Genomic DNA, 14,075 nt, shown 5'->3' with positions numbered 1-14,075 from the left:
GACGATCGCAAACGTTCGGAATTAGGTGAGGCCTCTGGTGTCGTCATCCACGCGCGAGCGGGAGCGAAGCGGCCGCGCAGACCCGAGGACCCATTCCGTTACCTTGACCGAAGGGTGCAGCGGAGCAGACTTCTGCACCGTTGCAACGCGTCGAAGTCGCGGCATGGATCCTATGGTCTGCGCCGCGTCGCTTCGCTCCTTGCTTCGCCATAGGATGACGAACGCGTGGAGGCTTCAGCAAATCGCAGAAGCAGGCGACCTGCCCGCGCAATTTTTTCGGCAGCGTCGCTCTTGCGCGACGAACTAGATAATCTCAGTTTTCGCGATGTGAATCCCAAAGCCTTCAAGCCCGACATAGTGGCGCTCGCGCGAGGCGATCAGGTTGATCGAGGAAATGCCGAGATCCTTCAGGATCTGGGCGCCGAGGCCGATTTCTCGCCACTCGTTCTCACGGCGGCGGGCCTCTTCGTGGTCCTCACGGTCGGCACTCATCGGCCGGTTGCGCTCCTGATGGGCGACGCCGACCGAACCCTCCCGGAGATAGACGATGACGCCGCGCTTGCGTTCGCCCATCGCCTTCATAATGGCGTCGAGCCGGTGGCTGGTGCCGAACACGTCGGTCACCACATCCTCCGAATGCAGCCGCACCGGCACGTCCTCGCCGTCACGGATGTCGCCGAAAACGACCGCGACATGGTGCATGGAGTCCCAGGGCAGCGTGTAGGTGAAGACCTGTGCCTTGCCGCCGAGTGTGTCGATTTCGGAGCAGGCGACGCGTTCGACCAGCGTTTCCTTGCGCTGCCGGTAGGCGATGAGGTCGGCGACCGAGACCTGCTTGAGGCCGTGTTCCTCGGCAAAGCTCGCCACCTGCGGGCCGCGCTTGACGGTGCCGTCGTCATTGACCAACTCCGAGATCACGCCAACCGGCGGCAGGCCGGCAAGTTTGCACAAGTCAACCGCGGCTTCGGTATGGCCCGAGCGCATCAGCACGCCGCCTTCCCTAGCGATCAGCGGGAAGATGTGGCCGGGCCGGACGAAATCCGAACCGCCGACATTGCCGTTGGCCAGGTTGCGCACGGTCAGCGTGCGGTCCTCGGCCGAAATGCCGGTGGTGGTGCCATGCTTGAAATCGACGCTGACGGTAAAGGCCGTGGTGTGGGCGGAATCATTGTCGGCGACCATCGGCTGCAGATTGAGCCGCTTGGCCTCCTCGCGCGGCATCGGCGTGCAGACGATGCCGGAGGTGTGACGGATGATGAAGGCCATTTTCTCCGGGCTGCAATGCACGGCGGCAACGATCAGGTCGCCCTCGTTCTCACGCCCGTCATCGTCCATGACGACGACGATCTCGCCGCGTTCGAAGGCGCGGATGGCTTCGACGATTTTCTTCTGATCGTATGGCATTGGCTCGCTTCGCTCGCAGGGAATAGGGTTGGGCAGTAGGAGTTAGGGAAGGAAGGACGGGCTGGCCTATTGCCTAATCCCTACTGCCTAATCCCTGGCCTGTCTGTCCCCGGTGCCGCAGATAATGGTCCGCGATGGCGCAGGCAACCATGGCTTCGCCGATCGGCACGGCACGGATGCCGACGCAGGGATCGTGGCGGCCCTTGGTCATGACGTCGACGTCGTTGCCGTCCTTGTCGATGGATTTGCGCGGCGTCAGGATCGACGAGGTCGGCTTGACGGCGAAGCGGGCGACGATCGCCTGGCCGGTCGAGATGCCGCCCAGAATGCCGCCGGCATTGTTGGACAGGAAGACCGGCTTGCCGTCATTGCCGATGCGCATCTCGTCGGCATTCTGTTCGCCGGTGATGCGGGCGGCCTCGAAGCCGTTGCCGATCTCGACGCCCTTGACGGCGTTGATCGACATCAGGCCGGACGCGATGTCCTGGTCGAGCTTGGCGTATATCGGCGCGCCAAGGCCGGCTGGCACGCCGTCGGCGACGATCTCGATAACCGCGCCGACCGAGGAGCCGGATTTGCGGATGCCGTCGAGGTATTGCGTGAAGACGGGAACGGACGCCGGATCGGGGGTGAAGAACGGGTTTTCGGCGTCACCGATGAAATTCCAGTTCCAGTTGGCGCGGTCGATGGATTTCTCGCCCATCGAGACCAGCGCGCCGCGCACCACCATGCCGGGCACCACCTTGCGCGCCAAGGCGCCGGCCGCCACGCGAGCGGCGGTCTCGCGGGCCGAAGAACGGCCGCCGCCGCGATGGTCGCGCAGGCCGTATTTGACGTCATAGGTGTAGTCGGCGTGGCCGGGACGGTACTGGCGGGCGATCTCGCCATAGTCCTTGGAGCGCTGGTCGACATTCTCGATCAGCATCGAGACGGGCGTGCCGGTGGTGATCATCGACTCGCCGTCCTCGTCGAGGATGAAGCCGGACAGCACCTTCACCTCGTCCGGTTCGCGGCGCTGCGTCACAAAACGTGACTGGCCGGGGCGGCGCTTGTCGAGTTCGGCCTGAATTTCGGCCCGTGTGAAGCGGATGCCGGGCGGGCAGCCGTCGACGACACAGCCGAGCGACGGGCCATGGCTTTCGCCCCAGGTGGTGACGCGGAAGAGATGGCCGAACGTGTTGTGAGACATGAATTTTAGCCCTGCCCGGCAGCGGACCGGATCAAAGGTGCGTTCTATTGGCGTTTTCCACAGCGGTCAAACTGTGATCCGGCGGTTTTAGTTTTGACACATTCGGTTGGTTTCTGCTCTCTTCCATCCGCCCGTTGAAAGCTCGCCGCCATCCGTGCAAGCGCAATGACAAAGAGGACGACGATGCGTACCCTGATTGGCGCTGCTGCCGCCATGTTGCTGATTTCCACCGCCGCCTATGCCGGCCAGACCGAAGGCCTGATCAAGAAGGTCGACAAGGACGCACTGACGCTGACGCTGGAGGACGGCAAGTCCTTCAAGCTCAACGCCGAGACCGATCTCGATTCGCTGAAGCCGGGCATGGATGTCGTGATTGCCTATGACGTGACGAATGGCGAGAACGTCGTCACCGACATGGAATTGCCCGACACCGAATAAGACCGACGCCGAACAGGGTCTTGCCGCTCGGCGGAGCCCTGCACGGATAAACAGGACAGTCGTCCTGTTTATCTGCTCGAACCTAAAGCCAATCCAGACGCCCGTCCTGCAGCCTGAGCACCCGGTCCTGCCGCACTTCCAGGTTTGCCGCTTCGTGTTCGGAAACACCCTTGACCATCCGAAACAGGGTCCGCACGACGCCACCATGCGTGACGCAGACCGTCTGGTGGTCGAGCGCGTCGAACCACGGCTTCACCCGTTCGAGCAGCATCTGGTAGCTTTCGGCGCCCTCGCCCGGCGGCTGGAAATTCCATTTGTTGCGTCGTCGCGCCTTCGCCGAGCCCGGCATCCGCGCATCGAGTTCGGCATAGGTAAAGCCCTGCCAGTCGCCAAAGTGCACCTCGACCAGACGCGGGTCGGTGCGGTAGCCATCGGGATCGAGCTGCATCGCCAAGCGCAGCCGCTGCATCGTCTCGCGCGTCCGCTTCATCGGGCTGGCGACAAAGTCGAAATCCTCAGGGTTCTGGATCAGTTCGGCCAGCCGCCGTCCATTGCGGGTCGCCTGCTCGCGGCCGAGCGCGTTGAGATCGGTGTCGGCCTGGCCCTGCAGCCGCGACTCGGCATTCCACTGCGTCTGGCCATGGCGCACGATGTAGACGAGCGGAACCATCAGGTCTTCCGGAAATCAGGACAGGCGGGCGGAAACCGCGGCAGAACTATTCCTTGACGGTCGAAATATCCGGCGCGTCGACCGCCTTCATGCCGACGACGTGATAGCCGGAATCGACATGGTGCACCTCGCCGGTGACGCCACGCGACAGGTCCGACAGGAAATAGACGGCGGAATCGCCGACTTCTTCCTGGGTGACGGTCTGCTTCAGCGGCGAATTGTATTCGTTCCACTTGAGGATGTAGCGGAAGTCGCCGATGCCCGAAGCAGCCAAGGTCTTGATCGGCCCGGCCGAGATGGCGTTGACGCGGATCTTCTTGCCGCCGAGGTCGACGGCGAGATAGCGCACGCTGGCTTCGAGCGCGGCCTTGGCGACACCCATGACGTTGTAATGCGGCATGACCTTTTCGGCGCCGTAATATGTCAGCGTCAGCAGCGAGCCGCCGTCGGTCATCAGCGCTTCGGCGCGCTTGGCGATGGTGGTGAAGGAATAGACCGAAATGTCCATGGTGCGCAGGAAATTGTCGCGCGTCGTCTCGACATAGCGTCCGGTCAGCTCGTCCTTGTCGGAAAAGGCGATGGCATGGACGAGGAAGTCGAGCTTGCCGCCCCAATGCTTGGCGACATTGGCAAACACCTCGTCGAGGCTCGCCGGATCAGTGACATCGCAATGACCGGCGACAAAGGCGCCCAATTCCGCAGCCAGCGGCTCGACGCGCTTCTTGAACGCCTCGCCCTGATAGGTCAGCGCGATCTCGGCGCCATGGTCGACGCAGGCCTTGGCGATGCCGTAGGCAATCGATCTGTTGTTGGCGACGCCCAGTATAAGGCCGCGCTTGCCGGCCATAAGGCCCTGTCCACCCGCCATGTCAGCGCTCTCCGAAAGATTTTCTGCTTTGGAGTGCCTATCGCACAGGCAGAAAGGCGCATCAAGCGCAGACGGGGCGCGCGTTCAATTCAGACACTCGGCGTGACAACGAATGGGGGATAATAACGTTGTTGTGAGATTTGAACGCCTCACTGCGGCCAGCGCGCCTTGATGGCCCAGGCCCGGCCGACCAGCCGAATCGGCTGGTCGGCAACGCATCGGCCCTATCCAGCCATTTTGCGCCAGGGAATGAGCATTCCCACCTGCTTGCGGTAGAGGCGGTACTGATCGCCAAACATCGCGACGAGATCGCGTTCCTCGAGGAAGATGCCGAGCAGGATGTAGCCGGTGCTGCCCGCCGCGAACAGAAGATGGCCCCATGTCATCGACGGCGTCGCCCAGAAGGCCAGGAGAAAGCCGACATAGAGCGGGTGCCGGACCCATTTGTAGAACAGCGGCGTCCTGAACACGGGCGGCGCCGGTTCGCTCTTGCGCAAAGCGGCGAGAACCTGGCGCAGGCCGAACAGTTCGAAATGGTTGATCAGAAAGGTGCTGGTCAACAATACCGCCCAGCCGAGCCAGAACACGCCATGGATGACGGCGACCCAGACCGGGTTCTCGACCGTCCAGACGAGACCGGGAATCGGCCGCCATTGCCAGTAGAGCAGCAGCAGGATGAGGCTGGCCAAAAGCACATAGGTGCTGCGTTCGGCCGCGTGCGGGACAATCCGTGTCCACCAGCGCTTGAAAACCGGCCGCGCCATGATGCTGTGCTGGGCGGCGAAAAGGCCGAGCAGCAGTGCATTGCCGATGACGGCTTCGACCGGACTTCCAGCGACTCCGGAATCGATCGATTTCGGCACAACCATGTTGCCGACGAAACCGACCGCATAGAGAAACGAACCGAGAAAAATCAGGTATGCGGCAACGCCGTAGATAAGGGTGATTACGCCCGCCATGAGTGCCCTCCATGCAAGCATCAGGATTCGGTCGGTCGACCGAATTCAGCGTCAAAAACCATAAATTTTCTAGCGAGTCAACTTGATCGGTCGCTCGACCGAGATAGAGTGGAGGGACGTCCAGCCCCGGACAGGAGAAGCTATGATCCGCCCAGATTGCACCGCTAACAGCGGCAGCCACGCCGCATGACGGACGCTGCCGAAGCCGTTGCCCCGCCGCAGAACAAGCAAAAGCGCGACACGCGCGCCGAACTGATTTCGGCCGCCGAGTTATGCCTCCATCGAGGCGGTTATGCCGATCTGTCGACGCGCCGCGTTGCCGAGATCGCCGGCGTTCCGCTCAGCCAGATCCATTACCATTTCGGCTCCAAGGAACGGCTGTTCCTGGCCCTGCTCGACCATCTGAACGAGGGCCTGCTGAAGCGCCAGGCGGAGACTTTTGCGGCACCTATGCCGCTGTGGCAACGCTGGGAGCGCGCTTGCGATTTCCTCGACGATGATCTGGCGTCCGGCTATGTCCGGATCCTGCACGAGATGATCGCGGCAAGCCTGTCGAGCCCCGAGATCGCCAAGGCGGTGCGCCGCGACCTGCGCGGCTGGTTCGAACTGCTGGACGGACTGGCGCAAGAGGCGGAGCGGCGGTTCGGCGGCCTCGGGCCATTCTCCGCCGCCGAAGTAACCAGCCTGGTCAGCGCCGCATTCCTCGGCAGCGAGACGATGATCCTGCTTGAGATCGAGAGCCCGCATGTCCCGGTGCGGCAGGCGTTGCGCCGCTTCGGCGAAACCATCCGGCGGATGGAGGAAGCAGCGCCCGGCAGCTAGCCAGCCAAGTCGGGCCGCATCAGCCCTTGCGGCTGCGCATCAGCGCTTCGAGTTCGCTGTCGCCGCCTTCCGGCAGCATGATGCGGACATGGGCGTAGAGATCGCCATGGCCGCCGGCCTTTTCCGGCAAGCCCCTGCCCTTCAGGCGCAGCACCTTATCGGAGCTCGACCAGGCCGGAATGTTGACCGCCAGCCTGCCGGTCGGCGTGTCGACCGGTACCTTGGCGCCCAGCACCGCGTCGGCCAACGCTACCTCCAGATCGGCATGCAGGTCACGGCCCTCGATGCGGTAGCGCGGGTGCCTGCGGATACGGATCTTGACCAGTGCATCGCCCGGCTGTCCCGGCCCCTGCTCGCCCTGGCCCTTCAGCCGGATGGTCTGTCCGTCCTCGACATAGACCGGCAGCTTGACCGCGATCTTGCGGCCGTCGGGAAACATCGCCGTCACCTTTTCGGCGGTCGCTATCTCCTCGATGGTGACGTCGAGCGTGACGTTCAGATCGGCGGCGGTCGCCTGCTGGCGGCGGTCGCCTGTTCCGGCGCCGCGCGCGCCGGAAAAGGCGTCGCCGAAGATCTGGCTGAAAATGTCGCTGTTGCCGTCGAACGGATCGCCGCCCGGACGCCCCGATCGGAATTCGAAGCGCGAGCCGCCGGCGCCCTGCTGGCGGCGGAAGCCACCGAACGGATCGCCGCCGCCGGCTGCACCCTCGAAGCCCTGGAATTTCGGCTTGCCGTCGGCGTCGATCTCGCCGCGGTCGAAGGCCGCACGGTTCTTCTCGTCGCCGACGACCTCATAGGCCTGATTGGCGGCGGCAAAACGGTCCTTGGCCTTGGGATCATTCGGATTCTGGTCCGGATGATACTTCTTGGCGAGCTTGCGGTAGGCCGATTTTATGTCCTTGGCCGATGCGTTCTTGGCAACGCCCAGCACCTCATAGGGGTCGCGCATGCGTCCTGCCCTGGAAAATGAGTTAAATCCACGTTGGCCCTTATATGCGCTCCCATAGGAAGAAATTCCAGTGGCGCACAGGCTTATCGAGGGTTGAAATTGCAGCGCCCGCAAACCTCGAAAACTCAGAGCGGTTTGAAGTCCTGCATGTGCCAGCCGCCGGCCGCGACGATGCACAATTGCCCCTTGAACAAAGCGACGCCGTCGAAGCTTTCGCGCGAGGCGGTAAAGCTGCGGCAGTCTTGGCCGTTGTCCTGCACTTCGGCGAGTTCGGTGATGGAGCCGCGCGAGCCGGTGTCGGCATTCGCCCACGGCACGGCCTGGCCGCGAAGCTCCTCGATGTCGGCCGAAGACACCGCATTGCCGATCGTGGTCTGGTCGGAAGCGCTGTCGGCGTCCGTCGACGTCACCCTCGCCGGCGCGCTCGAGGTGACGATGGAACGGTCGACCTCGGCCTTTTCCAGGCTGAAGCCGCCGGCGCCGCAGGCGGCAAGCGGCAGGGCGATAATCACGATCACGGCTTTCGAACTGGCCGAAGCGATAACGCTCCATTGCCCGCTGTCAAAAGCTTGCGCGATACGCGACAATCGGCAACCTCCTGAAGCTCGAGACATTTTGAGAAAAACTATGAGTGACACTGAGTTAACAAGTAGTGACTTTACCGAAGCCGCCGAGCCGTTCCGGCTCTTTGCCGAGTGGCTGGAGGACGCCAAGAAAAGCGAAATCAACGATGCCAACGGCGTAGCACTTGCAACCGTGGATGCCGATGGCATGCCGGATGTGCGTATGGTGCTGCTCAAGGGGTTCGATGAAAGCGGCTTTGTCTTCTACACGAATTTCGAGAGCGCCAAGGGCCGCGAGATTCTTGGCAGCATGAAGGCGGCGATGTGCTTCCACTGGAAATCGCTGCGCCGCCAGGTGCGCATACGCGGTCCGGTGGAGATCGTCAGCGACGCTGAAGCCGACGCCTATTACGCGACGCGGCCGCGCGGCAGCCGGATCGGCGCATGGGCTTCGAAACAGTCGCGGCCGCTGGAAAGCCGCTTTGCCCTGGAGAAGGCGGTGGCCGAATACACGGCGCGCTACCCTATCGGCGAAATCCCGCGGCCAAAGCACTGGTCGGGCTTCCGCATCGTGCCGCAGGCGATCGAGTTCTGGCACGACCGGCCATTCCGGCTGCACGATCGGCTGGTCTTTTCGCGCAACGCCGAAGGCGGCTGGGACAAGACACGGCTTTATCCCTGAGGATAAGTTCAGGCCTTCTTGCGCGTCATGAAGGCCGTCAACGCGGCGCGCGCTTCGTCGGACTTCAGCCGCTCGGAGAAACGCTCGCTCTCCACCTTGATGCGGGCGACAAGCTCGTCGCGCGGGGCGCGCATCAGGTCACGAGCGATCTTCAGCGCCTGCGGCGGCTTGGCGGCGATCGCGCCGGCCGCGGCGAGTGCCGCGGCTTCTAGCCCGTCCTCCTCGACCACCTCATAGATCAGGCCGGCGGCCTTGGCGCGTTCGGCGGAAAAACCTTCGCCGAGTCCAAGCAGCGCAAAGGCGCCCTGCCTGCCGAGGATGAGCGGCGCCAGCAGGCTGGAGCCCGCCTCCGGCACCAGGCCGAGGTCGACGAAGGGTGTGCGGAACACCGTGCGCGGCGTGGCGAAAGTCAGGTCGCAATGCAAATTGAGCGTGGTGCCGATGCCGACCGCAATGCCGTCGACGCCGGAGACCATCGGCTTCTCCGTTTTGGCCAGCGCCATCAGGAAGTCCCAGACCTCGTTGCCGCCCTCACCGCCGGTGGCGATGACCAGGAAATCGGCGAGATCGTTGCCGGAAGAGAAGGCGCCAGGCACACCGAGGAAGACATGGACGCGAACCGCCGGGTCGGCATCGCCATCGGCCAGCGCCTTGGACATTGTCGCGTACATGGCGCGCGTCAGTGCGTTCTTCTTGTCGGGACGGTTCATGCGGATGATCTGGATGGCGCCCTGGCGCTCGACGAGAATATGGTCTGTCACGGTCATTCTTCCCTGGTGAGCGCTCTGGTATTCAGGCCGTTATCAGCGCCTTGCCGGCGGTAGCGAGGCTCTCGGCGCCATCGATGACGCGTTCCTTCAAGGCGCTGACTTCGCCGAGCAGGTTTTCGGCGAAAAAGCGGCAAAGGGCGATGCGGCTCTGCTGGGCAAGTCCGCCACGCGCCAGATAAGCGCCGCCGGCAGCAAGCGAGATCAGCCTGAGATAGGGGGTCGCACCGGCTTGCGCTTCGTCCAGACGGCCGTCGGCCAGCAGCTTCTGCAGGAAGCGCGTCGCCTCGGTGAGATCGTCGAACGCCTGGTCAAGCGCTTCGGCGGTGCGGCCGAAGCCCTGCAGGTTCGAGGTCCGCACCTCGTCGGCGATGGCCTTCAGTTCGGCGATATAGCCATGCACATGCTCGCCGCCGCCAAGCGGCAATTTGCGGGCTACAAGGTCGATCGCCTGGATGCCGTTGGTGCCTTCATAGATCGGCGCAATGCGGGAGTCGCGATAGAGCGCGGCCGCGCCCGTCTCCTCGATGAAGCCCATACCGCCGTGGACCTGGACGCCGAGCGATGCGACATCGACGCCGATATCGGTGGAAAAGGCCTTGGCCAGCGGCGTCAGCAGATTGGCGCGATCGCGCCAATGCGCGGCCTCCTCGCCTGTCGACACACGCGCAAAGTCGATGGCATAGGCGCAGGAATACGAGATGGCGCGGGCGATCTGGGTCAAAGCCTTCATGGTCAAGAGATTGCGCTGCACGTCGGGGTGATGGACGATCGGCGCCATCCCGGCGCCTGAAAAGTCCGATGCCTTGCCCTGGCGGCGCTCATTGGCATAGGCGATCGCCTTCTGCGTCGCGGCTTCGGCCACTGCCACGCCCTGCATGCCGACGCAAAGCCTCGCGTTGTTCATCATGGTGAACATGCAGGCGAGCCCCTTGTTCTCCTCGCCGATCAGCCAACCGACGGCGCCGGGCGCAGCACCCTGGAACCCGTCGCCATAGATCATGGTGCAAGTCGGCGAGGCATGGATGCCGAGCTTGTGCTCGAGGCCGGAACAGAAGACGTCGTTGCGGGCACCGAGCGAGCCGTCATCATTGACCAGGAATTTCGGCACCAAAAACAGCGAGATGCCGCGCGTGCCGGCCGGTGCGTCGGGCAGCCGCGCCAGCACCAGATGGATGATGTTGTCGGTGAAATCATGCTCGCCATAGGTGATGAAGATCTTCTGGCCGAAGATGCGGTAGGTGCCGTCGCCGGCAGGCTCGGCGCGACTGCGCAAGGCGGCGAGATCGGAACCGGCCTGCGGCTCGGTCAGGTTCATCGTCCCCATCCACTCGCCGGAGACGAGCTTTGCCAGATACTTTGCCTTCAGCGCTTCGGAGGCATGCTTGTCCAGCGCCTCGACGGCGCCCATGGTCAGCGTCGGGCCGATGCCGAAGGCCATGGCGGCAGAGTTCCACATTTCGAGCGCGGCAACGCCGAGCATGGTCGGCAGGCCCTGGCCACCGAATTCTTCCGGTCCCGACAGCGCGTTCCAGCCGCCGTCGATCCAGCTGCGGTAAAGCGCCTTCCAGCCGGGCGGCGTGGTCACGGTCGCATCCTTCAGCACCGCGCCATGCTCGTCGCCGATCTTGTAGAGCGGCGCCACTTCCTCGCTGGCGAAGCGGCCGGCCTCGGACAGGATGGCGTCGACAAGGTCTTCGCCGAGGTCCCCGAACGCGCCGCGGTCGAGCGCCGGCTTGAGCCCGGCGACATGCTTGAGCGTGAACGAAATGTCGTCGACCGGGGCCTTGTACATGCCGCTTTCTCCTCCGCTGCTCCGACCGCTCGATCCTAGGACCCGGGCCGATGCAAAACCATCCGCCTCTGGGCGGCCTCCGACCTTCTTTTTACGTAAACGTCAAACTTTGTCACGCGGATTTTCATCGAACTTCGTCGTCCACAGGTGGAGCGGGAGCGTAGCGGACGCCGAGTACCATGTCGCGACCTCGCGCTAGGGGCGCAACGGTGCAGAATTCCGCGCCGTGGCAACGCTTCGAAGTCGCGGAATGCATACTATGGTCCGCGCCGCGTCGCTTCGCTCCTTGCTTCGCCATAGAATGACGAAATCGCGAGAGCGACAGGACTCCTGCCCGAAAGCACTTCCTTAACCATACCGGTCCACCATCGGTGTTTGGTCAGCGGGGATCCCCTGTTTGAAAACGCCGGCGCATCTTCTTCGCCGCTCAGCGATCGCTCTCGCGGCGATGATGGCGCTGACGTCAGCGGCTACAGCCTCGGACTTTTCCGAGCCTTGGCGGGATGGCGACCGCGCGCTGGTGGTCGACGCCTATGAATACAATTCCATCGACTGGGCGCAGCTTGCCACCGACAAGCGCATTGTCGGCTTCATCAACAAGGCCTCCGACGGGCTGCCGCCGCCCTATTTCTGCTACGGCGACGAGCCTACGGTCAAACTCTGCAAGACATTGTGGAAACGCTTTGCGGTGACGCGCGAGCTGTTTCAGACGCGCAAGGTGGTGGCCAAGGCGCTCGGCCTGAAATGGGGCGCGTATCATCTTGCCCGCCCCGGCAATCCGCTCGAGCAGGCCAACAGTTTCATCGATTTCGCCGAGCCAGCCCCTGACGATCTGCTCGCCCTCGATCTCGAAGGCAACGACCCCTCGCAATGGATGTCGCTCGAGGATGCCGAGGAATTCGTGCGCCAGGTGCACCGGCGGCTCGGCCGTTTCCCGATCCTCTACACCAACGGCAAGACCGCCCAGTACATCGCCGACAACCGCTACCAATACCGTCTGCTGTCGCGGCTGCCGCTCTGGTATGCGCGCTACAAGCCCGACATCGACGTGCATTTTCCGATGGGCAACTGGCAGGGCTATGCGCTGTGGCAGTTCTCGGCGCAGGCCAATTGCGGGCGCCTGCGCTGCCCCTACCGCGTCGCCGGCACGCCCAACGACATCGACGTCAACGTCGCGCCGATGGACGCGGCGGCACTGCGCCAGCAATGGCCCTTCGGCGGCCTGATCGACGTGCCGCCCGACTACCTCGCCTCGATACCGGTGCCGGTGTCGCGCGCGGCCGGGCTCGCCGGCAAAGTCACCATCACATACGCCGATGTGGCGACGCCACCGACGGTCGAGGAAATGGTGGCGGTGCTCGGCGCGCGCTGGCAGACATTCCGCGCCGCCTTCCGCATGCCGGTGGTCAAGACGGTGCCGCGCCGCGCGCGCTTCGGCATTGCCGAGTATGTCGCCTGGAAGCGGACCACGTATCGTTCGGAGGCTCTGCTCGAGGCCGCCTTCTCGCAGGCCGCCGACCCGGTCAGCACCGCTTCGACGGAACTGGTTCGCGAGCGCTGAGGCTTATGTGGCGGCGCTGGCCTTTTCCCGCGCCACCGCCTGCCAGCCTATGTCGCGGCGGAAGAAGCCTTGCGGCCAGTCGATACGGTCGAGCGCGGCGTAAGCGCGGCTTTGCGCTTCGCCCACCGTCTTGCCTGATGCCGTGACGTTGAGCACGCGGCCGCCATTGGCGACCAGCGCGCCGCCATTGATGGCAGTGCCGGCATGGAAAATCTCAACGCCTTCGCCGGCGGCTTCGTCGAGACCCCGAATGACCGAGCCTTTTTCCGGCGTCCCGGGATAGCCCTGTGCCGCCATCACCACGGTCAGCGCGGCATCGTCGCGCCAGCGGATCGAACTGTGCGCCAACTGGCCGTCGACGGCGGCGTTGAGCAGCACCAGCAGATCGTCCTTCAGCCGCATCATCAGCACCTGACACTCGGGATCGCCGAAGCGGGTGTTGTATTCGATCAGCTTCGGCCCCTTGTCGGTGATCATCAGCCCGGCAAACAGAATACCGGCGAACGGCGCGCCAAGCTCGGCCATGCCGCGCATGGTCGGCTCGACGATCTCGCGCATGGTGCGCTCTACCATTTCGGGGCTCATCACCGGCGCCGGCGAATAGGCGCCCATGCCGCCGGTGTTGGGGCCGGTATCGCCATCGCCGACGCGCTTGTGGTCCTGCGCGGTGCCGAAGGGAAGTGCGGTCGTGCCGTCGCACAGGCAGAAGAAACTCGCCTCCTCGCCGGTCATGAATTCCTCGACCACGACCTCAGCGCCGGCGTCACCGAATGCGCCGTCGAAACAAGCATCGAGGGCGGCGCGCGCCTCGTCCAGCGTCATGGCGATGGTGACGCCCTTGCCGGCAGCGAGCCCGTCGGCCTTGATGACGATCGGCGCTCCCACCTTTTCGACGTAAGCCTTGGCCGCAGCCAGTTCGGTGAAGCGGCCATAGGCGGCGGTCGGGATGCCGTATTTGGCGCAAAGGTCCTTGGTAAAACCTTTCGAGCCTTCGAGCCGCGCTGCCCGCTTCGACGGGCCGAAGACGCGGATGCCCTCGCCGCGCAGATCGTCGGCAATGCCGGCGACCAGCGGCCCTTCCGGCCCGACGACGACGAGGTCGATCGCATTGTCCTTGCAGAAGGTTGCGACAGCGGCATGGTCGCTAATGTTGAGCTTGACCAGTTCGGCCTCGCGGGCGACGCCCGGATTGCCGGGCGCGGCATAGAGCTTGGTCAAAAGCGGCGAGGCCGCGATCTTCCAGGCCAAGGCATGTTCGCGGCCGCCGGAGCCGATCAACAAAACGCGCATGCCGATGTCCCTTGTCATTTCACGACAGGGACTGCGCTATTGCGCTGCGCAGCGCGGGTCAAGACTTTTGGTCCGCTGCTTGCCGGTTGCGCACGGCAACGTCGCACGCATCGGCAAG

14 protein-coding genes are annotated in these 14,075 nt (G+C 64.0%); 4 read left to right on the top strand and 10 right to left on the bottom strand.

Going from position 1 to position 14,075, the window contains the following annotated elements; genetic code table 11:
- Positions 1–303: 303 nt before the first annotated feature.
- Both ribB and aroC read right to left on the bottom strand, forming a co-directional pair.
- The gene (gene ribB, locus NKJ78_RS21995) at positions 304–1,404 is read right to left on the bottom strand and encodes a 3,4-dihydroxy-2-butanone-4-phosphate synthase (RefSeq protein WP_023668438.1); all 1,101 of its coding nucleotides are present in this window, start codon (positions 1,402–1,404) and stop codon (positions 304–306) included.
- A 73-nt stretch (positions 1,405–1,477) separates the two neighbouring features.
- Positions 1,478–2,593, bottom strand: a complete 1,116-nt coding sequence (gene aroC / locus NKJ78_RS21990) for a chorismate synthase (protein ID WP_023687136.1) — start codon at positions 2,591–2,593, stop codon at positions 1,478–1,480.
- Positions 2,594–2,776: 183 nt separating this feature from the next.
- Here aroC and NKJ78_RS21985 point away from each other — a divergent pair, with 183 nt between their 5' ends.
- Positions 2,777–3,031 (top strand): DUF1344 domain-containing protein, encoded by a 255-nt coding sequence (locus NKJ78_RS21985; RefSeq protein ID WP_023687135.1) that lies wholly within the window; start codon positions 2,777–2,779, stop codon positions 3,029–3,031.
- 82 nt (positions 3,032–3,113) lie between these two features.
- Here the strand turns inward: NKJ78_RS21985 and NKJ78_RS21980 are convergent, their stop codons facing one another.
- The 3 genes from NKJ78_RS21980 to mddA form a co-directional block, all read right to left on the bottom strand.
- Complete coding sequence (locus tag NKJ78_RS21980) at positions 3,114–3,701, bottom strand: histidine phosphatase family protein (protein ID WP_023692086.1); 588 nt, start codon at positions 3,699–3,701, stop codon at positions 3,114–3,116.
- Between the two features lie 46 nt (positions 3,702–3,747).
- Positions 3,748–4,569, bottom strand: coding sequence for an enoyl-ACP reductase FabI (gene fabI / locus NKJ78_RS21975; protein WP_023727494.1), 822 nt, complete (start codon positions 4,567–4,569; stop codon positions 3,748–3,750).
- 224 nt (positions 4,570–4,793) lie between these two features.
- A complete protein-coding gene (gene mddA, locus NKJ78_RS21970) occupies positions 4,794–5,528 on the bottom strand; it encodes a methanethiol S-methyltransferase (protein ID WP_023723279.1) in 735 nt (244 codons plus the stop codon).
- A gap of 186 nt (positions 5,529–5,714) precedes the next feature.
- On the opposite strand from mddA, the gene NKJ78_RS21965 reads away from it, so the two are divergent.
- Positions 5,715–6,350, top strand: coding sequence for a TetR/AcrR family transcriptional regulator (locus tag NKJ78_RS21965; RefSeq protein ID WP_352562632.1), 636 nt, complete (start codon positions 5,715–5,717; stop codon positions 6,348–6,350).
- A gap of 19 nt (positions 6,351–6,369) precedes the next feature.
- Here the strand turns inward: NKJ78_RS21965 and NKJ78_RS21960 are convergent, their stop codons facing one another.
- Positions 6,370–7,299 (bottom strand): DnaJ C-terminal domain-containing protein, encoded by a 930-nt coding sequence (locus NKJ78_RS21960; protein WP_023692090.1) that lies wholly within the window; start codon positions 7,297–7,299, stop codon positions 6,370–6,372.
- 125 nt (positions 7,300–7,424) lie between these two features.
- Positions 7,425–7,886, bottom strand: a complete 462-nt coding sequence (locus NKJ78_RS21955) for an RT0821/Lpp0805 family surface protein (protein ID WP_023731327.1) — start codon at positions 7,884–7,886, stop codon at positions 7,425–7,427.
- A gap of 40 nt (positions 7,887–7,926) precedes the next feature.
- Here NKJ78_RS21955 and pdxH point away from each other — a divergent pair, with 40 nt between their 5' ends.
- Complete coding sequence (gene pdxH, locus NKJ78_RS21950) at positions 7,927–8,544, top strand: pyridoxamine 5'-phosphate oxidase (protein ID WP_023668448.1); 618 nt, start codon at positions 7,927–7,929, stop codon at positions 8,542–8,544.
- 8 nt (positions 8,545–8,552) lie between these two features.
- Here pdxH and NKJ78_RS21945 read toward each other — a convergent pair whose 3' ends face one another.
- Positions 8,553–9,305, bottom strand: a complete 753-nt coding sequence (locus NKJ78_RS21945) for a crotonase/enoyl-CoA hydratase family protein (protein ID WP_023738480.1) — start codon at positions 9,303–9,305, stop codon at positions 8,553–8,555.
- A gap of 31 nt (positions 9,306–9,336) precedes the next feature.
- The gene (locus NKJ78_RS21940) at positions 9,337–11,106 is read right to left on the bottom strand and encodes an acyl-CoA dehydrogenase family protein (protein ID WP_023738479.1); all 1,770 of its coding nucleotides are present in this window, start codon (positions 11,104–11,106) and stop codon (positions 9,337–9,339) included.
- Between the two features lie 448 nt (positions 11,107–11,554).
- Between NKJ78_RS21940 and NKJ78_RS21935 the strand changes: the two genes are divergently transcribed.
- Positions 11,555–12,667, top strand: a complete 1,113-nt coding sequence (locus tag NKJ78_RS21935) for a glycoside hydrolase family 25 protein (protein WP_023723281.1) — start codon at positions 11,555–11,557, stop codon at positions 12,665–12,667.
- A 3-nt stretch (positions 12,668–12,670) separates the two neighbouring features.
- Here NKJ78_RS21935 and purD read toward each other — a convergent pair whose 3' ends face one another.
- Positions 12,671–13,957 (bottom strand): phosphoribosylamine--glycine ligase, encoded by a 1,287-nt coding sequence (purD, locus tag NKJ78_RS21930; protein WP_023738478.1) that lies wholly within the window; start codon positions 13,955–13,957, stop codon positions 12,671–12,673.
- Positions 13,958–14,075 lie beyond the last annotated feature (118 nt).

Origin of the sequence: Mesorhizobium sp. M0037, assembly GCF_040323635.1 — a bacterium.
Lineage (GTDB): Bacteria > Pseudomonadota > Alphaproteobacteria > Rhizobiales > Rhizobiaceae > Mesorhizobium.
Note: the sequence above shows the minus strand (reverse complement) of the source record. Positions and strands in the feature narration are given on the sequence as shown.